21 protein-coding genes are annotated in these 18,797 nt (G+C 72.1%); 4 read left to right on the top strand and 17 right to left on the bottom strand.

The window, feature by feature from the left end:
• Positions 1–190: 190 nt before the first annotated feature.
• Together P1P75_RS04260 and P1P75_RS04255 are read right to left on the bottom strand one after the other, a co-directional pair.
• Positions 191–733 carry a GNAT family N-acetyltransferase gene (locus P1P75_RS04260; protein WP_319251966.1) on the bottom strand — a complete coding sequence of 181 codons (543 nt, stop codon included), beginning with the start codon at positions 731–733 and terminating at the stop codon, positions 191–193.
• Between the two features lie 66 nt (positions 734–799).
• A complete protein-coding gene (locus P1P75_RS04255) occupies positions 800–1,519 on the bottom strand; it encodes a TioE family transcriptional regulator (protein WP_319251963.1) in 720 nt (239 codons plus the stop codon).
• Positions 1,520–1,588: 69 nt separating this feature from the next.
• Here P1P75_RS04255 and P1P75_RS04250 point away from each other — a divergent pair, with 69 nt between their 5' ends.
• Positions 1,589–2,830 (top strand): erythromycin esterase family protein, encoded by a 1,242-nt coding sequence (locus tag P1P75_RS04250; protein ID WP_319251961.1) that lies wholly within the window; start codon positions 1,589–1,591, stop codon positions 2,828–2,830.
• Positions 2,831–2,839: 9 nt separating this feature from the next.
• On the opposite strand, the gene P1P75_RS04245 is transcribed toward P1P75_RS04250, so the two are convergent.
• Positions 2,840–3,289, bottom strand: coding sequence for a carboxymuconolactone decarboxylase family protein (locus P1P75_RS04245; protein ID WP_266453738.1), 450 nt, complete (start codon positions 3,287–3,289; stop codon positions 2,840–2,842).
• A gap of 173 nt (positions 3,290–3,462) precedes the next feature.
• On the opposite strand from P1P75_RS04245, the gene ligA reads away from it, so the two are divergent.
• On the top strand, positions 3,463–5,562 hold the full coding sequence (ligA, locus tag P1P75_RS04240) for an NAD-dependent DNA ligase LigA (protein ID WP_319251959.1): 2,100 nt from the start codon (positions 3,463–3,465) through the stop codon (positions 5,560–5,562).
• Between the two features lie 51 nt (positions 5,563–5,613).
• Here ligA and P1P75_RS04235 read toward each other — a convergent pair whose 3' ends face one another.
• The 6 genes from P1P75_RS04235 to P1P75_RS04210 form a co-directional block, all read right to left on the bottom strand.
• Positions 5,614–7,215 carry a polyamine aminopropyltransferase gene (locus tag P1P75_RS04235; protein WP_319251957.1) on the bottom strand — a complete coding sequence of 534 codons (1,602 nt, stop codon included), beginning with the start codon at positions 7,213–7,215 and terminating at the stop codon, positions 5,614–5,616.
• Positions 7,216–7,226: 11 nt separating this feature from the next.
• Positions 7,227–7,667 (bottom strand): DUF350 domain-containing protein, encoded by a 441-nt coding sequence (locus P1P75_RS04230; RefSeq protein WP_319251955.1) that lies wholly within the window; start codon positions 7,665–7,667, stop codon positions 7,227–7,229.
• Positions 7,668–7,737: 70 nt separating this feature from the next.
• Positions 7,738–8,145 carry a DUF4247 domain-containing protein gene (locus tag P1P75_RS04225; RefSeq protein WP_319251953.1) on the bottom strand — a complete coding sequence of 136 codons (408 nt, stop codon included), beginning with the start codon at positions 8,143–8,145 and terminating at the stop codon, positions 7,738–7,740.
• The gene (locus P1P75_RS04220) at positions 8,142–8,633 is read right to left on the bottom strand and encodes a DUF2617 family protein (RefSeq protein WP_319252021.1); all 492 of its coding nucleotides are present in this window, start codon (positions 8,631–8,633) and stop codon (positions 8,142–8,144) included. The genes P1P75_RS04225 and P1P75_RS04220 overlap by 4 nt, the downstream gene beginning before the upstream one ends.
• Before the next feature lie 242 nt (positions 8,634–8,875).
• On the bottom strand, positions 8,876–9,493 hold the full coding sequence (locus P1P75_RS04215) for a DUF6629 family protein (protein WP_319251951.1): 618 nt from the start codon (positions 9,491–9,493) through the stop codon (positions 8,876–8,878).
• A 104-nt stretch (positions 9,494–9,597) separates the two neighbouring features.
• Positions 9,598–10,011 carry a VOC family protein gene (locus P1P75_RS04210; protein WP_319251949.1) on the bottom strand — a complete coding sequence of 138 codons (414 nt, stop codon included), beginning with the start codon at positions 10,009–10,011 and terminating at the stop codon, positions 9,598–9,600.
• A 193-nt stretch (positions 10,012–10,204) separates the two neighbouring features.
• On the opposite strand from P1P75_RS04210, the gene P1P75_RS04205 reads away from it, so the two are divergent.
• Together P1P75_RS04205 and P1P75_RS04200 are read left to right on the top strand one after the other, a co-directional pair.
• Complete coding sequence (locus P1P75_RS04205; RefSeq protein ID WP_319251947.1) at positions 10,205–11,263, top strand: right-handed parallel beta-helix repeat-containing protein; 1,059 nt, start codon at positions 10,205–10,207, stop codon at positions 11,261–11,263.
• A gap of 46 nt (positions 11,264–11,309) precedes the next feature.
• Positions 11,310–12,338, top strand: coding sequence for a methyltransferase (locus P1P75_RS04200; protein ID WP_319251945.1), 1,029 nt, complete (start codon positions 11,310–11,312; stop codon positions 12,336–12,338).
• A gap of 21 nt (positions 12,339–12,359) precedes the next feature.
• Here the strand turns inward: P1P75_RS04200 and P1P75_RS04195 are convergent, their stop codons facing one another.
• The 8 genes from P1P75_RS04195 to P1P75_RS04160 form a co-directional block, all read right to left on the bottom strand.
• On the bottom strand, positions 12,360–12,695 hold the full coding sequence (locus P1P75_RS04195) for a TcmI family type II polyketide cyclase (protein WP_319251943.1): 336 nt from the start codon (positions 12,693–12,695) through the stop codon (positions 12,360–12,362).
• 17 nt (positions 12,696–12,712) lie between these two features.
• Positions 12,713–13,192 carry an SRPBCC family protein gene (locus P1P75_RS04190; protein ID WP_319251941.1) on the bottom strand — a complete coding sequence of 160 codons (480 nt, stop codon included), beginning with the start codon at positions 13,190–13,192 and terminating at the stop codon, positions 12,713–12,715.
• A gap of 1 nt (position 13,193) precedes the next feature.
• Complete coding sequence (locus P1P75_RS04185) at positions 13,194–13,451, bottom strand: acyl carrier protein (RefSeq protein WP_319251939.1); 258 nt, start codon at positions 13,449–13,451, stop codon at positions 13,194–13,196.
• Between the two features lie 54 nt (positions 13,452–13,505).
• The gene (locus P1P75_RS04180) at positions 13,506–14,756 is read right to left on the bottom strand and encodes a ketosynthase chain-length factor (protein WP_319251937.1); all 1,251 of its coding nucleotides are present in this window, start codon (positions 14,754–14,756) and stop codon (positions 13,506–13,508) included.
• A complete protein-coding gene (locus tag P1P75_RS04175) occupies positions 14,753–16,024 on the bottom strand; it encodes a beta-ketoacyl-[acyl-carrier-protein] synthase family protein (RefSeq protein ID WP_319251935.1) in 1,272 nt (423 codons plus the stop codon). Before P1P75_RS04175 ends, P1P75_RS04180 begins: the two co-directional genes overlap by 4 nt.
• Positions 16,021–16,476 carry a cupin domain-containing protein gene (locus tag P1P75_RS04170; RefSeq protein WP_319251933.1) on the bottom strand — a complete coding sequence of 152 codons (456 nt, stop codon included), beginning with the start codon at positions 16,474–16,476 and terminating at the stop codon, positions 16,021–16,023. The genes P1P75_RS04175 and P1P75_RS04170 overlap by 4 nt, the downstream gene beginning before the upstream one ends.
• Positions 16,477–16,536: 60 nt before the next feature.
• Positions 16,537–17,691, bottom strand: a complete 1,155-nt coding sequence (locus tag P1P75_RS04165; protein WP_319251931.1) for a SchA/CurD-like domain-containing protein — start codon at positions 17,689–17,691, stop codon at positions 16,537–16,539.
• 148 nt (positions 17,692–17,839) lie between these two features.
• Positions 17,840–18,445 carry a class F sortase gene (locus P1P75_RS04160; RefSeq protein WP_319252019.1) on the bottom strand — a complete coding sequence of 202 codons (606 nt, stop codon included), beginning with the start codon at positions 18,443–18,445 and terminating at the stop codon, positions 17,840–17,842.
• Positions 18,446–18,797 lie beyond the last annotated feature (352 nt).

The following is an 18,797-nucleotide window of genomic DNA, read 5'->3' as shown; positions in this document are numbered from 1 at the left end:
TCTCCCTGCGCGTACGGGACCAATGATGACTAGGTGTCACATACCCCCCTGTCTCACCTGGGCGGCCACTTTCTCACGCGGGTGGGGAGTGCGGCGGCGAGGTGGGGGTGGGCCCCACGGAACGGGTGAGAAAAGGGGCGAATCCGGGTGTCATCCCGTCATCCCGGCTCCCACGGTGCCCGGTTCCGTGCTAGCCGGTCCGCACCGCGGGCTCCGGCGCGGCGAAGCAGCGCAGGGAGACCAGCTGGCCGGGACCCCATCGCTGGTCCACGAGGCCCAGGTGCTGCCAGCCGAGGCGGGCGTAGAAGGCCGCGGCCGGGTCGGCGGCCACCACGTCCAGCACCGGGTGCAGCCCGCGAGAGCGCGCCTGTGCGACCGCCCGCTCCATGAGGGCCGCTCCGCCGCCGAGCCCGCGCGCCTCGGGCGCCACGAACAGCCGGTTGACGCAGACCGCGGGCACCCCGCCGCCGCGCGCCGCCCACAACCGCGCTGCGGGATCGCCGTCCTCGCTCCGGCACAGCGCCGCATGTCCGACGATCCGTCCGTCCCGTTCGGCCACCCAGGCCGCCAGGAGGGCCGGCGGGGTGAGCCACGCGGCGGGCTCGGCGGGCCAGTTGACCGGGTAGCCGCTGTGCGCGTGCACCAGTGCCAGGGCGGCCACACAGTCGTCCAGGTCGGCCGGCACACGCGACCGGACGGAGAGCGCCGGCGTCGCGGCGGGGGCGGAGTTCACCGCCGTATGCAAGCACGCCGCCACGCGATCGCGGGCGCCGGGAGGCGGTGAGGAGCGGGCGACAGCTCACCCGCGGAGGCGAAGGTACGCCTCCAGCTCGGCGGCCCCGGTCAGCATCGCCCGGCCGCGGGCGGTCAGCCGGGCACGCCAGTCGGTCAGCGCGGCCTCCAGCGCCTGACGTCCGCCGGCCGAGCGCACCTGAGCGATCAGCGGGGCGATCTGCTCCAGGAGATAGCCGCCGCGCCGCAGTTGGTGGGCCAGCCGGGCGTCCCGTACGTCGGCCTCGTCGAAGACGCGGTATCCGGTCCGCGGGTCGCGGCGGGGCTGTACCAGTCCGGCGCGCTCCCACTTGCGCAGGGTGGTGGCGCGGACGCCGAGCTGGTGCGCCAGCGGCCCGATGAAGGTGCCCGACGGTGGAGGCGGAGCGTGGTCGTCGGGTTCCAGGTCACGGAGCGCGGTCTCCACGGCGCCGAGTGTCCGCCGGTCCTCCAGGAGCTGGGCGTGGCTCTCGTCGAGCACACGGAACGCCTCGTCGGCCGCGCCCTCGTTCACCGCCCGCATGACCGACGCCGCCGCGCGGTGACCGTGGCCGGACACCAGGGCGAGGAAGGCGCTCAGGGCCCGCGCGTGCAGCGGAGTGTAGGTGCGGTAGCCGTGCGGGGTGCGGGCGGCGGCCGGGAGGATGCCGGCCTGCTCGTAGTTCCTGACGGCCTGGGTGGACAGACCGTGCGCACGGGCCAGGTCGACCGGCCGGAGCCGCTCACCGCTTTGAAGGTTCTTCCCCATGAGTCCGCCGTTGTCACGGGAGACTGGCCACAAAGTCTCCACCGAGGGTTCAAGGATACCGTTGAAGGCATGGTTAACGATCTCAGGGACACCGTGCGCGCCGTCGAGGCCGCCGCCGTCAGGGAACTGCTGCCGGCCCTGCCCCGGCTCCTCGCCCTGGGCGAGCCCACGCACGGCGAGGACGCGCTCCTCGACCTCCGCAACGACCTCTTCCGCCAGCTCGTCGAACAGGAGGGCTACCGCACGATCGCCCTCGAGAGCGACTGCGTGTCGGCCCTGCTCGTCGACGACCACGTCACCTCCGGCACGGGCGCCCTCGACGACGTCATGGAGCACGGATTCAGCCACGGCTGGGGCGCCTCCGCGGCCAACCGCGAACTCGTGCGCTGGATGCGCGCCCACAACGACGGCAGGCCCGCGTCCGAGCAGGTCCGCTTCGCCGGCTTCGACGGCCCGCTGGAGATGGCCGCGGCCGCGAGCCCCCGGCAGTCCCTCACCGCCCTGCACGGCTACCTCGCGGCCCGCGTGGACCCGGACCTCCTGCCCTGCACCGCGAAGACACTGGACCGCCTCCTCGGCGCCGACGACCGGTGGACCGAGCCCGCCGCGATGAGGGACCCGGCCCGGTCGGTGGGGAGGTCGGCGGACGCCAGGGAACTGCGGCTGGTGGCCGACGACCTGGTGGCGCTGGCGGACGCCCAGTCACCGCACCTGATCACGACGGACTCACGGGACGCACGGGACCGGGCGCGCCTGTACGGGCGTACGGCCACCGGTCTGCTGCGCTACCACTTCGCGATGGCCGACCCCTCACCGAGCCGGCTCACCCGACTGACCGCCCAACGCGATTTGATGATGGCCGGAAACCTCCTCGCCCTCGTCGAACGGGGCCCGATGCTCGTCCACGCCCACAACTCCCATCTCCAGCGGGAGAAGAGCGCGATGCGGATGGGCGGGATGCCGCTGGAGTGGTGGGGCGCGGGCGCGATCGTGAGCGCCCGCCTGGGCGAGGAGTACGCGTTCCTCGCCACGGCCCTCGGCACGATCCGGCACCAGGGGGTGGACACCCCGGCGCCGGACACCGTCGAAGGGATCCTGTACGCGCTCCCGGACGACCGCTGCCTCGTCGACGCTTCCGGGCTGGCCGCCGCCCTCGGCGACGCGCGGCCCGCGCCCCGCGTCTCCCCCTGGTTCGGCTACGCCCCACTGGACCCCGGCCACCTGGCGGGCAGCGACGGGATCGTGTTCGTCAAGCACGTCCCGAAGGCCGGGGACCGTGCCGACGAGGCCCGCCGCGGTGTCGTGCGCTGAGCCGCCCGGTCAGCGCACGGGGTGCTTGCTCATGACGGACACCCGGTTGAAGGCGTTGATGGTGACCGCCGCCCAGATCACCGCCGAGATCTGGTCCTCTGTGAGGGCCTCCCGGGCGTCGGCGTACGCGGCCTCCTGCGCGGCGGCGTCGGCAGGGAAGGTGGTCGCCTCCGCCAGGGCCAGCGCGGCGCGTTCCAAGGGGCTGAACAGTTCGGTGTCCCGCCAGGCGGCGAGCACGCCGAGCCGCCGGGGGGAGTCGCCGGCGCGCAGGGCGGCCTTGGTGTGCAGGTCGAGGCAGAAGGCGCAGCCGTTGAGCTGTGAGACACGCAGATTGACGAGCTCGACGACGGTGCGCTCCAGGCCCGCCTCGGCGGCTGTCGCGCGCACGGCCTCGGAGGTCTGCAGGAGTGCGTGGTAGGCCTTGGGGCTCTGCTTGTCGATGAAGATCCGTCGAGTCATAGTTGAATATAAAACATTCTTGAGTGGGGGCGGGGCGGAGCGGACGAGAGGCGGCGCACAGTGATCAAGCCCGAGCCTCTCACCCCGGCGTGCGGGCCGTGCCACCAGGGGCCTGGTCGTCGGGGCGGCGGCAGGCCTCGCCCCGGGGGGCGTTGTCAGTGGTGGGAGGCAGGATGGCGGGTATGACGACACCTGCCGCACAGATCGTGGATGCCGCCGCCTACGCGCAGGCGGTCGAGGACGCCGTGCAGGCGTCCGCCGCCTACTACACCGGGGGCACCTCGGTGCTGGACGACGACGCCTACGACCGCCTGGTGCGGGGGATCGCGGCCTGGGAGGCCGCCCATCCCGAGCAGGTGCTGCCCGACTCGCCGACCGGCAAGGTGGCGGGCGGCGCCGTGGAGGGCGACGTCCCGCACACGGTCGCGATGCTCAGCCTGGACAACGTCTTCTCGCCGGAGGAGTTCACCGCCTGGGCCGCATCGCTGGCCCGGCGCGTCGGCCACGAGGCGGAGCGGTACAGCGTCGAGCCGAAGCTGGACGGCCTCGCGATCGCGGCCCGCTACACCCGGGGCCGCCTGACCCGGCTGATCACGCGGGGCGACGGGACGGCCGGCGAGGACGTCACGCACGCCGCCGGCACCGTCGACGGCCTGCCCGAGCGGCTGACCGAGCCGGTCAGCGTGGAGGTGCGCGGCGAAGTCCTCATGACGACCGCCCAGTTCGAGCACGCCAACGAGGTCCGCACCGCGCACGGCGGCCAGCCCTTCGCCAACCCGCGCAACGCCGCCGCGGGCACCCTGCGCGCCAAGGACCGCGCCTACACCGTGCCGATGACCTTCTTCGGCTACGGCCTGCTCCCCCTCGCCGACACCGAGGCGGACCTCGCCGCCGCCCTCGGCGAGGCCGCCCACAGCGACCTGATGGCCCGCGCCGCGGTGCTCGGCGTGAACACGACCGCCACGACGGCCGTGCCCGGCGTCACCGCGGACACCGTGGAGGCCGTCCTGGCCCGGGTGCGGGAGATCGGCGCACTCCGCCCCGAGCTGCCGTTCGGGATCGACGGGATCGTCGTCAAGGCCGACCTGGCCGCCGACCAGCGGGCCGCCGGATCGGGCACCAGGGCCCCGCGCTGGGCGATCGCCTACAAACTGCCGGCCGTCGAGAAGATCACCCGCCTCCTGGAGGTGGAGTGGAACGTGGGCCGCACCGGCATCATCGCGCCCCGCGCCGTCCTCGCCCCGGTGGAGATCGACGGTTCCACGATCACCTACGCCACCCTGCACAACCCGGCCGACATCACCCGCCGCGACCTGCGCCTCGGCGACCACGTGATGGTCCACCGGGCCGGTGACGTCATCCCCCGCGTCGAGGCCCCCGTCGCCCACCTGCGCACCGGCGAGGAAGTGCCGATCGTCTTCCCCGCCGTCTGCCCGCGCTGCGGGTCGGCCATCGACACCGGCGAGCAGCGCTGGCGCTGTGAGAACGGCCGCAACTGCCACCTCGTGGCCTCGCTCTCCTACGCCGCCGGACGCGACCAGCTCGACATCGAGGGCCTCGGCCAGACCCGTGTCGTGCAGCTCGTCGAAGCGGGCCTGGTCGCCGATCTCGCCGACCTGTTCACCCTCACCCGCGAGCAGCTCCTCGGCCTGGACCGGATGGGCGAGACCAGCACCGACAACCTCCTCGCCGCGCTCGCCACGGCCAAGGGCAGACCGCTGGCGCGGGTGCTGTGCGCGCTCGGTGTGCGGGGCACCGGGCGTTCCATGTCCCGCCGTATCGCCCGCCACTTCGCCACCATGGACCATCTGCGGGCCGCCGACGCGGAAGCGATCCAGCGGGTGGACGGCATCGGCACCGAGAAGGCCCCGTCGATCGTGGCGGAGCTGGCCGAACTCGCCCCGCTGATCGACAAGCTGGTCGCGGCGGGCGTCAACATGACCGAGCCCGGCGCCACTGCGCCCGCCGCCCCGGTGGCCGACGAGGGCGACGGCACCACCGAATCCGCCGCACCGGCCGGAGGGCCGCTGGCCGGTATGACGGTGGTGGTCACCGGCGCGATGACGGGCCCGCTGGAGAAGCTGAGCCGCAACGAGATGAACGAACTCGTCGAGCGTGCGGGCGGCCGTTCCTCCTCCAGCGTCTCCAAGAAGACCAGCCTGGTCGTCGCCGGGGAGGGCGCCGGTTCCAAGCGAGCCAAGGCGGAGACCCTCGGCGTGCGCCTGGCCACCCCCGACGAGTTCGCCGTCCTGGTCGCCGACCTCATCGCCTGACGGTGACCGCCCCGGGCGGAGCCGGCCTCACCCCGGCTCCGCCCGGCGGGCTCAGTAGTTCTTCCACTCGTCGAGCACGTACTCCAGCACCGTCGGCTCCATCAGCGTGCTCGGCCGTACGTCCTCGCGGCGGCGGTCGACGGGGAACACCGTGGCCGCCTCCAGGACCGAGTCGTCCAGGTAGCGCAGGCGTGGGGCGTCCGGCGACAGCCGGAGCGGCGGGGGAGCGGTGGTGCCGCGGGTGGCCAGCACGAAGCCCCAGTTGCCGAAGCTCGGCACATCGACCTGGAACTCGGCGGTCGTGTAACCGGCCGCCTCGACGGTCGCCGCGATCGACCAGAACGTCTTCGGCGCGAAGAACGGCGACCCGCTCTGCACCATGACCTGGCTCTGCGGCGTCAGGACCTGGCCGAGCAGGGTGTAGAACTCCACCGAGTACAGCTTGGCCAGCGCGGCCGTGTCCGGGTCGGGGAAGTCGATGATCACCGCGTCGTAGCGCTGCCGGGCGGTCCGCAGCCAGTTGAAGGCGTCGGCGTTGACCACCTGCACCCTGGGGTCGGCGAACGCCCCGTCGTTCAGCCTGCGCAGCGGCTCGAAGTCACGGGCGAGGCCGGTCATCGCCGGGTCCAGCTCGACGAGAGTCACCTGCCGTACGTCGTCGTAGCGCAGGACCTCGCGCAGGGCGAGCCCGTCACCGCCGCCCAGGATCAGCACCTCGCCGTGCCGTCCGGACAGCGCGGGGTGGACGAGCGACTCGTGGTAGCGGTACTCGTCGACGGAGCTGAACTGGAGGTCGCCGTTGAGGAAGAGGCGCGTGTCGTCACCGCCCGTGAAGGCGGTGGAGCGGGTGACGACGATGTCCTGGTACGGCGTCGTCTCGGCGTGCACGATCGGGTCCTGGTACATCTGCTGGCGCGCGGTGACCTCCAGCTCGTCCGCGAGTACGTACGCCGTACCGAGCACGGCCAGGACGACCGCCGCGCCGGACAGGAGGCCGACCTGGACGAAACGCCGGGTCTGTCTGCGGAAGATGAAGAGGACCACGAGGACGCCGGCCACCGCGTTGACCGCGCCGACCACCAGCGCGCCGCGCAGCTGTCCGAACGTCGGCAGGAGCAGCAGCGGGAAGCACAGCCCGCCGACCAGCGCCCCGATGTAGTCGACGGCGAACATGTCGGCGACGGCGCTGCCCGCCTCCTGGCGCCGGATGCGTTGCAGCAGCGTCATCAGCAGCGGGATCTCGGCCCCGATCAGGAGGCCGACCATCAGCGTGATCACGATCATCGCCGGGGTGTAGAGCTGGAGCCAGGCGAACGCGGCGTACAGCACCAGCACGGACAGCCCGCCGACCAGCGCGAGGACGCCCTCGACGACGGCGAACGCGCCGACCGCGCGGCGGCGCAGCGGTTTGGCGGCGAGCGAGCCGAGACCCATCGCGAAGACCATCACGGAGATGACCACGGAGGTCTGCAGGACGGAGTTGCCGATGAGGTAGCTGCCCAGCGCGGTGAGCGCCAGCTCGTAGACGAGGCCGCAGGCGGCGCAGAGGAAGACGGCGAGCAGCAGGAGGAAGCGCGCCCCCCGGGTGTGCCGGACGGCCGGGGGACGGGTGGCTGCCGCGTTGTCGCCGCCCCGAAGTGCGGTGGTGCTCACGGGTGCGGCGCCTATGACAGTGCCGCGCCGACCATGAGAGCGGTGCCGAGGTACATCCCGGCCTGCACCCAGGCGGCGGGGTGCGGACGGCCGTCGCTGCTGTCGTCGAGGGCGACCGCGCCCATCTGGCCCGGTGCGAGATGCCCGATCACGATGCCGACCAGCGTCATCACCAGCACTCCGGCGAGGCCGTAGAGGAGCGTGCTCAACAGGCCCTGGCCGAGGCCTTCTTCGGACTCGCTGGCGCGGATGGCCTCCATGATGACGATGCCGACGGCGATCGACTGGCTGCCCAGCAGGACGGCCGCCCCGCGGTTGCGGTCCGACCAGACCACGTGGAACAGCTTGCCGGGCGTGACGAGGTCGAGGGCGATGAAGCCGACGGCCATCACGGCGAGGCCCACCACTCCGTAGAGCAGGGCCTGGCCCGTCGACTCGAAGATCTCGGTCACTGTGTTGCCTTTCTTGACGGCGTCGTCAGGGTCTGGTGGTGAGTCACACGTGGGGCGGGTCCGCCGGGTGTCACTTGCCTTCGCCGGGGCCGCCGCCGCGGAAGCTGTCGCTGTCCGGGCTGGGCCAGTACGTGAGGTGCCGGCTGTGCCGGTGGTAGCCGCCCCGGTAGTCCTCGATCTCGATCCGGCTGCCGCTCTGGTACGGCGACACGGTGACCATGTCGTCGCCGTAGCGCAGGAACTCCATGCTCTCGCCGGACGCGCGGTCCAGGGCCGGGCGGTGACCGTGAACGGCGTCGGCGACCTGGATCGGGGACCTGCCCGGGACCACCCAGTCCGCACCGCTCTCGGTGTACTGCTCACGTATCCAGCCGCGCGGTACGCCGTCGTTGCCGTTTCCGTCGGAGGAGCAGGCGGCGAGCAGGGCCGCTGCCAGTACGGCCGTCACCGCCGCGCGGACGAGTCGGGCGCTCTTCATCGGGCCTCCAGCCGGGTGTACGTCGATACGATCTGGCCGTGCTGCGGATACGTGTGCCAGGTGCGCCAGAAGAGCCCGCCGCCGTGCGGGCCGTCGGCCGACTCGACGACGACGGCCGTCAGCGCGTCCGGTGAACCGGGGAAGATCCCGCACAGGCTGTCGGGGTTCGCGGCGACCTCACGGCGGATCCCCGCCACCACCTCGCTGAAGCTCGCGGGGTCCAGCCGTCGGGTGTCGGCGGTGAAGTCGTAGCTCCAGCCGGGCAGTTGGCGGGTAAATGTCTTGGGCAGACCCTTCACGGAGCCCAGCAGGCAGGCCACGGTCTCCCGTACGGGGCCGGTGAAGACCTGGTGCGAGGCGCCGAGCAGGCGCAGGCGTACGTCGAGGCCGCCCACGGTCGTGGCGTGCTCGGCGAGGGCCGGCCGCTCGTCCAGGTCCAGAGAGAAGCAGAGCTGGTCCGCGTCCGTGTCCAGATAGGGGGCGTCCAGGGCTATGGCGTGCAGGTGGATCCCCCCGGTCAGATCTTGCTATAAGCGGCGCCGAGTATGGCACATCTGGCGCAGGGGGTTCGACCAATAGGGGCAGCAATGATCGGCTCCGGACCCCGGCGCTGCCCGCCGAGGGGTCTGCGAACCCTACCCCACGGGGCCGGTCGAGAGGCCGAACGGCCGCATGGCTGAGGGTAGTTCGGGCAGGGGGTCGCTCGTCCCGGCTCCGACGGGTGGGGTTCTCACCGAAGGGCCGGCCGGGCGCGGACCCAGCCGAGCAGAAGAACGGAGCACACCGCCGCGAATGCGCACCAGGTGGACACGAACTCCAGTCGCCACAGCGACCAGCAGACCAGCGCCCCCACGGCGACGAAGACACCCAGTGTCAGCAGCCGCCGGTCGCCGGACAGCAACAGGGAGCCCACCGTGGCCAGGAGGTAGCCCGCGATGAGCAGTACGGGGTGGGACAGGTCGGTCACATAGCCGATCGTGTGCCCCCGGATCTCGGCGGTGACGGGGCCGACGGCCAGTCCGTGAGCGAGCCCCGCGGCGGTCACGACGCCGACCGCGAGAAGGGCGCCCAGCCGGCGCCTGGCGTGCGGCGGGGCGGCGCACCACACCCCCACCGGCACCCACACCGCCAGCAGCGGGAGTGCGATGACGGCCCAGACGACGGTGGCGGGCCCGCTGCCACCGCCCGTGTCCCAGACCATCGCCTCGACGATCTGATGGGCGCCGAGCAGGAGCGGCAGCGCGGCGAGCGGCAGGTCCCGCACGCCACGCGCCAGGGTCACACAGGCCAGTCCGACGGCGGTGACCCCGGCGCCCGCCACCAGATCGGCCGTCGCACTCCAACACATCGCGCCACCATCGAGTCGACCGTCGTGAGCCTCAGCCCCGCTGTGCGGGCCACGCTACGTCGGGTCCGGCCGAGGTCGCGGACGGCGGCGCCGGGCCGCTCGGGTCAGCCCTGGGACTCCATGATGTTCACCATCCACGGGATGCCGAAGCGGTCGGTGCACATGCCGAACACATCGCCCCACATCTGCTTCTCCAGCGGGACGGGCACCGAGCCGCCCGCGGACAGCTTCTCCCAGTAGCCGCGCAGCGCGGCGGCGTCGTCGCCGCTGAGGCTGACGGCGATGTTGTCGCCCTGCGTGACCTTCATGCCGGGCGGGGTGTCCGAGGCCATCAGGGTGAAGCCGCCGGGGGTCTCCAGCATCGCGTGCATGATCTGGTCGGCATGCGGCGCGTCCTGCTGTCCGAACTCCCCGAAGGTGTGGAGGACCAGAGTGCCGCCGAAGACCTCCTTGTAGAACTCCATCGCCTGCCGGGCGTCGCCGCCGAAGCTGATGTACGGGTTGAGGCGCGAGGCCATGACCACCTCCAGGAACGGGCAAAACGGTCAGATCTGGGCAGCGTAGCGCGGGGTGCGGGCGGCGGCCCGTCGGCCCGGAAGGGCCCGGTGCCGCCCTGTACCGGCCGTTGCGCAGCGGCCGGCCGCTGCGCAACACGCCACCGGACGGCCGATATCGCAGGGCCGTCGGCCCGTCGAGCATATTGTCCGGAATATGAAGAAATATCCTTTCGTGTATCTCGCGTGCACCGCCGCGGTCGTGGGGGCGAGCCTGGGCGCCGCTCCCGCGTCCGCCGGTCACATGACCCATGTGGTCCACGCGGGACAGTCGATCCAGAAGGCGGTGGACGCCGCCGAGTCCGGTGACACGGTGCTGATCACCCCCGGCACCTACCGGGAGAGCGTCACGGTGACCACCCCCGGACTGACCCTGCGCGGCGTGGGCCGGGGCGTGGTCATCGAACCGGCCGCCGCCAAGGCCGCCGGCACCTGCGCCGCGGGCGGCAACGGCATCTGCGTGGTCGGGACCAAGGAGCGCAAGGTCGAGGACGTCACCATCGCCTCCCTCACCGTCACCGGCTTCACCCGCAGCGGCGTGTACGCCACCGCCACCGACGGGCTGACCGTGCGCAATGTCACCGCGGTGAAGAACGGGGTGTGGGGCATCGCCCAGGAAGGCTCGGTCCGCGGTGTGTTCCGCGGCAACACCGCCCGCGACAACGGCGACGCCGGCCTCTTCCTCGCCAACACCATCACCGCCGAACAGGGCGCCACCGACACCGGCGGCACGCTCGTCGAGCGCAACCGGCTGGAGGGCAACCGGATCGGCGTCACCGTCCGCCGGCTGCGCAACCTCACCGTCACCGGCAACCACCTCACCGGCAACTGCGCCGGCGTGTTCGTCGTCGGCGACGAGAACAAGCCCAGGGCCGGCGAGGTGACCGTCGCCGAGAACCGCATCGTGCGCAACAACAAGTCCTGCCCCAAGACGGCGCGGCTGGACGCCCTCCAGGGCTCCGGCATCGTCCTGACCGGCACCGAGGACACCCTGATCACCCAGAACGTCATCCGGGACAACGCGGGCACGTCCCCGCTGTCCGGCGGCATCGTGCTGTTCAAGAGCTTCGTCGGCACGGCCAGCGAGCGGAACCGGATCAGTGACAACGAACTCAGCGGCAACTCCCCGGCCGACCTCGTCGACCAGGAGACCGGCAAGGCCAACACCTTCGAGGCCAACACCTGCCAGGTGTCCAGGCCCGCGGGCCTGTGCTGACCGGCCGTAACCACCCGTGAACTCGACGAAACAGGAAAGGCGGCACATGACGACCGCAGAAACTGCCCCCGCGCCGTCCATGCGGCTGCGGGAGCTGGTGTTCGGGGCGGCCTGTGCCGCCGCCCTCCGCGCGACGGCCCGCCTCGGCGTCGCCGACGCCCTCGGTGACAGCCCCATGCCCGTGGAGGACCTCGCCGCTGCGGTGAAGACCGAACCGGGGCCCCTGCGAAGGCTGTTGCGGGCCATGTCCTGCTACGGCGTCTTCGCCGAACAGGGCGACGGAACCTTCGCGCACACCGAGATGTCCCGCCTGCTGCGCGAGGACGACCCGCACAGCCTGCGCTACATCACCCTGTGGTGCACCGAGCCGTGGACCTGGGACGCCTGGCCCAAGCTCGACGAGGCCGTGCGCACCGGCGACAACGTCGTACAGGACCTGTACGGCAAGGAGTTCTTCACCTACCTCAACGAGGACGCGCCCGAATCCGCGCTCGTCTTCAACCGTGCCATGACCACGTCCAGCGCGCAGTCGGCACGGGACGTCGCCCAGCTCCTCGACCTGTCGGGGAGCGCCTCGGTCGCCGACATCGGCGGCGGCCAGGGCCATGTGGTGGCGTGCCTGCTGGAGAAGTACCCCACCCTCCACGGGACGCTGCTCGACCTGCCCCGCGTGGTGGAGAACGCCGACCCGCGGCTGCGTCCGGGCGGCGCGCTCGCGGACCGGATGCGCATCGTGCCCGGCGACTGCCGCGAGTCCATCCCCGTCCAGGCCGATGTGTACATCATCAAGAACATCCTGGAATGGGACGACGAGAGCACCGCCAGGACCCTGGGCAACGTCATGGCGGCCGGCGGGCCCGGCGCACGGGTCGTCGTCATCGAGAACCTCGTCGACGACTCGCCCTCGATGCGCTTCAGCACCGCGATGGACCTGCTGCTGCTTCTCAACGTGGGCGGCGCGAAGCACACCACCGAGAGCATGGTGGCCCGGCTGACCGGGGCCGGCCTGGTCATCGACGACATCCGGCCGGTCAACCCCTACCTGCACGCGTTCGACTGCACCGTGCCCGCGTGACACCCCCGGACCACCGGACTCTCAGTCCGTGGAGTCCCGCTCCCAGCGGTAGAAGCAGTGCGCCATCGCGTCCTTCGGCGAACGCCAGGTCGCGGGGTCGTACGCGCTGACGTACGAGGTCAGCCGCTCGCTGATGGCCCGGAACTCGGGGTGCCCGGCCACCTTGGCGATGGCGGGGCCCGGGTCCCGCTCGGACTCGATGAGATGCAGGTACACGTCGTCGAACTGGAACAGACTGCGCCGGGAGACGCCCACGAGGTGCGGCAGCTCCCCACGGTCCGACTCCTCGAACAGCTTCGCGATGTCCGGGGCCGACCCCGGGGCCATCCGGGCGACGATCAGGGCTTGGTGCGTCATGCTGTCCTCCGTCCGGCTCAGTCGGCCAGGCTCGGCACGGGCCGGTGCTCCGCGGCCGCCTGCTCGATGCGGTCCCGGATCAGGGCCATCTGGACCTTGGAGTTCCGGTTGATGTTGTCGGTCATCCAGGCGTCGTCCACCGGGGCCTCGGCCTTCATCGCGAAGTCCTGGGTCCACACCATCCGGGTGCCCTGCGGCACCTCCTCGTAGCGCCACCGGATGTTCATGAACGCGAACGGTCCGGTCTCGACCCGGCGGGCCTTCACGGTGAGCGTCTCGCGGTCCGCCTCACGCTCGGAGACCCAGCTCCACACCTTGCCGTTCTCGTCCGGGTGCATGGTGAGCCGGAAGGTGGTCTTCTCGCCCTCCTGCCGCAGGATCTCGGCCGAGGCGTACTCGGTGAACAACTGCGGCCAGTTCGCCACGTCGTTGGTCATGTCCCAGACCAGGTCCAGCGGAGCGGCGATGACGATCTCGTTCTCGGTGTGTGCGGACATGTCACGCCCCTGCCAGAAGTGCACTGTTGACTTGGTCGAGGAACTGCCGGGGCGTCTTGCTGCGCTCCGCGTCCGGGGGCATCGGGGTGCCGTAGCGGTTCTCCAGCTCGCCCACGATGCCGAGCAGCCCGAGCGAGTCGATGCCGAGCGCGTCGAACCCGATGTCGTACTGCCGCTGGAGGTCGTCCGGGGCGACGGTGATGCCCGCGGACTTCTTCATCAGTTCGGCCAGTTCCTCGACGGTGATGCGTTCACTCATGCGATACCTCTCCTTATGCTCTGTTCCCTTTGTCCTGCTGGGTGTTGCGCCTCGTCACGAGGCGCCGGTGGCGCCGTGCCGCAGCACCAGCGCCGAGTTCGACCCCATGAGGCCCCGGCTGAGCACCAGTGCCGTGCGCAGTTCGGCGGGGCGGGCCCGGCCGGTCACGAGGTCGAGGTCGTGGCAGACGTCGACGACGTGCGGGGTGGGCGGGATCAGGCCGTGCTCCATGGCGAGCACCGCCGCCGCGCTGTCCAGCACCGGCGCCGCGCCGTAGCCCCGCCCGATCCCGGTCTTCGGCGCGGTGACCGGCACCCGCCTGCCGTGCGCGCCGAGGGCGTCGGCGATGGCCAGCGCCTCGGCACGGTCCGCCTCCGGCACACCGAGCGCGTCGGCGAAGACCACGTCGATCTCCTCGGGCGCACAGCCGGCGTCCGCCAGGGCCGCGCGGATCGCTTCCACGAGGCCCTCCCGGGACAGCTCCCAGCGGGAGGCCCCGGTGAACGTCGCCGCGTGCCCGGCGAGCGTGGCCCGCACCCGCGCGCCGCGCTCCCGGGCCGCGGACTCCGCCTCGACGACGAACATGGCGCCGCCCTCGGCCGGGACGAACCCGCAGGCCCCTGCAGTGAAGGGGCGGTAGGCCCGCTCCGGGTCGTCGCAGGTGCTCAGCTCCTCGTACCCGAGCTGGCACACCACCGAGTAGGGGGCGAGCGGCGCCTCGGTCGCGCCGGCCACGATCACGTCGGTACCGCGCCGTACCGCCCGCGCCGCGTGCGCCAGGGCGTCCAGTCCGCCGGCCTCGTCGGAGGCGACGACCGAGCAGGGCCCCTTGAAGCCGCGCCGGATGGAGACCTGGCCGGTGCTGGCGGCGTAGAACCAGGCGATCGACTGGTAAGGGCCGACGAACCGGCTGCCCTTGCCCCACAGCCGCTGGAGTTCCCGCTGGCCGAACTCGCCGCCGCCGGATCCGGCGGCGGTGACCACGCCCACGGAGTACGGCGCCTCACCCGTGTCGGCCTGCCCGAGACGGGCGTCCTCCAGCGCGAGGTCGGTCGCGGCCAGCGCGAAGTGCGTGAACCGGTCGGTCTGGACGAGGTAACGCTCCTCGACCGCCGCCGACGGCTCGAACTCCCGTACTTCGCCCGCGACCCGCAGCGGCAGATGCTCACAGCCCTCGCGGGTGACCGGGCCGAGGGCGCTCAGGCCCTCCTGGGTGGACTTCCAGAAGGACTCGGTGCTGGCTCCGTTGGGCGCGACCACACCGATACCGGTGACGGCGGCGCGCCTCGGATGGGGTTCGGTCATCTTTCCCTCTCCCTCGGCCGGTTCAGGACCACCGCCGACTGGAATCCGCCGAACCCGCTGCCCACGGAGAGCACGCTGTTCAGCTTCCGTTCGCGCGCGTCACGCGGCACGTAGTCCAGGTCGCACTCGGGGTCCGGGGTCTCGTAGTTCGCGGTGGGCGGCACCACCTGGTGGGCCAGGGCCAGCACACAGGCGACGACCTCTATCGCCCCGATCGCGCCCAGCGAGTGGCCCACCATCGACTTGATGGAACTCATGGGGGTGTCATAGGCGTGCTGCCCCAGGGTCCGTTTCACGGCGGCGGTCTCGTGCCGGTCGTTCTGCTTGGTTCCCGAGCCGTGCGCGTTGACGTAGTCGACCGCCGTGGGGTCGACCCGGGCATGGTCGAGGGCGTCCTCGATGGCCCGCGCCATCTCCAGGCCCTCGCTGGTCAGACCGGTCATGTGGTAGGCGTTGCCGAAGGTCGCGTAGCCGCCCAGCTCGCAGTAGACGTGCGCACCGCGGGCCCTGGCGTGCTCCAGTTCCTCCAGGACGAGCACCGCACCGCCCTCGCCCATGACGAAGCCGTCACGGTTGGCGTCGAAGGGACGCGAGGCGTGCGCCGGATCGTCGTTGTTGCAGGAGGTGGCCTTGATGGCGTCGAAGCAGGCCATGGTGATCGGGGAGATCGGCGAGTCGGAGGCGCCGGCGATGCAGACGTCGGCCCGGCCCTCCTCGATGGTGTGGAAGGCGTACCCGACGGCGTCGAGCCCGGAGGTGCAGCCCGTCGACACCGTCTGCACCGGCCCGCGCGCCTCGAACCGCTCCGCCACCGTGGAGGCCAGCGTGCTGGGGGAGAAGGCGCGGTGCAGATGCGGCTGGGCCTTCCCGTGATCCACGTCCCAGCGCCGGCCGCCGTGGCTGACCAGGACGTAGTCCTGTTCCAGGCGGGTGGTTCCGCCGACGGCGGTGCCCAGCGACACCCCGACCCGCCAGGGGTTCTCCCGGCCGAGATCGAGACCGGAGTCCCGCACCGCCTCCTCCCCGGCGACCAGGGCGAACTGGATGTACCGGTCGCACCGGGCGACCTGCTCCGTGTCCAGCCCGTGCGCCGCCGGGTCGAAGTCGCACTCGGCCGCGATCCGCGACCGCAGACCCGTCGGGTCGAAGAAGGTGATGCCCCGCGTCGCGGTGCGCCCGTGGGACAGCTGGTCCCAGAACGCCGGCACGCCTATGCCACCCGGGGCGACGACGCCTATGCCGGTGACCGCGACCCGGCGGCGGCTCATGAGCGGGCCTGCCGTTCGGCCGTGCGGACCCCACCGTGGGCAGACTCCGCCGCGACGGCCACGGGCTCGCTCTCCTCGGTGTCGACGTGCCCGAGCGGCGGGCTCGGCGCCAGCGGGCCGAGGTGGAAGACGAGGCGCGCCTCCACGTTGCCCACATTGCGGAACCGGTGCCGCATGTGCATCGGGATCATCAGCCCCTGTTCGGGCCGGAGCGGATGCGGTTCGCCGTCGAGGTCGACCTCCAGCTGCCCGCACACGACGTACACGAACTCCTCGGAGTACGGGTGGTAGTGCTCACCGATGCGGTCGCCCGGCTGGACGATGGCCACGCCCATGAAGCCGCTGGTGGCGCCGGACGTGGTGGGCGTGAGCATGGCGCGCAGGTCACCGCCGCGCCGGGTGTTGGGCTCGACCTCGCTGAGGTCCACGATTCTGGGACGGGATGTGATCACGACGTTGCTCCGTTTCGTGTGCTGTGTCGGCGTGGGCGAGCGCCCCGCCTGCCGGACGGCTCAGGCGTCGGGCGAGCGGCGGTCGGTGACGAGTTCCATGCGGGCGAGCGTGAGGAGCCGGGCGGCCGCCCCGTCCCGCAGCGCGGCGGCGTCCACGCCGAGCGCTTCGGCGTCCAGCAGGGACGTCAGCTCGGCGGCGCGGGCCCGGTCCGCCAGACCGAGCACCTGAGCGGGGTCGGTGTCGCCGCCGCGTACGTCGACCAGGCGCACCACGACGTCGTCGCGCTGGAAGATCGTGCTGCGCAGCACCGGGCTGCGCGGGTCGTCCGCCGCCTTCTCGTCCTGCTGGGAGAGGAGTTCGGCCAGCCGCAGACCGCCGCCGTCGCGCGCCGGGTAGTACAGCGCGTGCCGTACGGCGTCCGGCTTCGCCTCGCCCGCCGTCACGTGGTGGACGGCCGGCAGCGCCGCGCGGGTGAAGAAGACGCGGGCCGACTCGGGGTCGTCGAGGTCCCGGTCCTGCTCCAGATAGGGGTTGATGGCCTCCTCGACGGCCCGCACCTCGGGCTGCCGGGCGACGTGCCGCAGCGCGGCGAGCAGGTCGCCCCGCACCTCGATGGCCCGCACCACGCGGTTGCCGTGCATGAAGAGGGAGGTGCGGATCAGCCGGGTCGTGTCGTCGACCCGGGGTTCGGGCGAGGCGTAGTCGGCGAGGATCTTCGCGACGGCCTCCTCGCTGCCCGGCTTGACCGTGAAGGTGAGCGCGTGACGGATCACGCCGTCGCCGATCCGGGGCGACGACTGCAGCCGGCGCTCGCCGGGCTCGGCGTGCGCGGCCGGGCCACCGGTCTCGCGGACGACGTGGAACCGCAGCGACCGGGTGTCGCGCACGCAGCTGTGCAGCGGCTCCACCATCCGGACGTGCTCCTCGCTGTTGACCCAGGTGAGGAACGGCGGGGCACTCTCCCACTCACTGGTGATGAGCCACTGGGAGGGGTTCTCGATCGACTGGCACAACTGGTCGCTGACGTGTCCGGGGACCGAGGCGACCTGGTTGCAGAGCTGCTCGTACGCCTCCAGGAACTGCTGCTGGGCTCCGTCGTAGACGTCCACCAGGAGGACGACCCGGAGGTGGGAGCCGTCGAAGACGGACTGGGAGACGCGCTGCGACACCTGACGTGTCAGCGCTTCCGAAACGGGGGCGGACGTGGTGGTCATCGTGGGAGATCTCCTTCGGGGAGCGAGGCGGAACCTCGGCTGCGGTGAAGCGACGTGAGCGTGCCTCGATCCTGTGGCGGTCCAGACCGGTGCGCGACCGGGAGGGACTACGCGGGTGACCTGCTCCCCTCGTCCGTGTGAGGTCGCGTCACCTGAGGTGCGCGAAGACCACGAGGTTCTCCGTGTAGTCCTTGACCGTGCGGTCGTAGTCCCCCGCGCAGGTGATGAGCCGCACCTGGGCGTCGGCGGTGTCGGCGTACACCCGCCGACTGGGGAAGCGGTCCTTGTCGAAGGTCTCCACGCTGTCGACGACGAACACGGGCGCGCGTCCGTCGGCCCGCCGCACGCGGAAGACGTCGCCCTTCTCCAGCCGGCTCAGTTCGGCGAAGACGGCGGCGGAGGTGGCGGTGTCGACGTGCCCGGCGATGACCGAGGTGCCCGTCTCGCCGGGGGAGGCGCCCTTGGCGTACCACCCGACGAGGTTGGTGTTGTGCGGCGGCGGGGCCTGGAGCTGCCCGTTGGCGCCGACGGCGAGGTCGGTGAAGGGGGCGTCGACGGAGATCTTCGGGATGAGCAGGCGCACGGGGCTGGACCGAGGCAGGTGCTTGGACACCGGCCGGGCGCCGGGCGAGGCGGGGGCGGCGGCCCGCGGGGCGGACCGCGCGGCGGGTGGCGGGCTGGGCGCGCCGGCCTGCGAGGTGTCGTCGCCGAGCAGGCGCACCGCCAGCAGCAGCAGCGCCCCGGCGCACAGCATGGTCAGCCCCCGGCGGGGCTGCCGGTCCGGCGTCCGGCCGTCGGTGGAGGAGTCGGAGGAGTGGACAGCCATCTGAGGTGACCTCACTAGCTGGTGCACGGCAGCGGAAGGGGGGCGGAAAGCGAGCCGGGCCGCCACATGGAGCTCAGGTGGCGGCCACGGCTGCTATGTCGCCCGGCATGGGTCAGGCCAGGCCGTGGGCCGACTTCTTACGGCGCGCGGCGTACAGGCCGGTCGCGGCGACGGCGAGGACGGCGAGGCCGCCCGCGGTCGCGGCGGGCGCGTCCAGCGCGCCGCCGCCGGTGTGCACGCCGCCGCGCGGCTTCTCCTCGCCGCTCCAGGACTCCTTCTG

The sequence above is a fragment of the Streptomyces sp. ID05-39B genome (genome assembly GCF_033794725.1).
GTDB lineage: Bacteria > Actinomycetota > Actinomycetes > Streptomycetales > Streptomycetaceae > Streptomyces > Streptomyces bobili.
The sequence above is the reverse complement of the archived record's forward strand: the minus strand, read 5'-3'. Positions and strand labels throughout refer to the sequence as shown.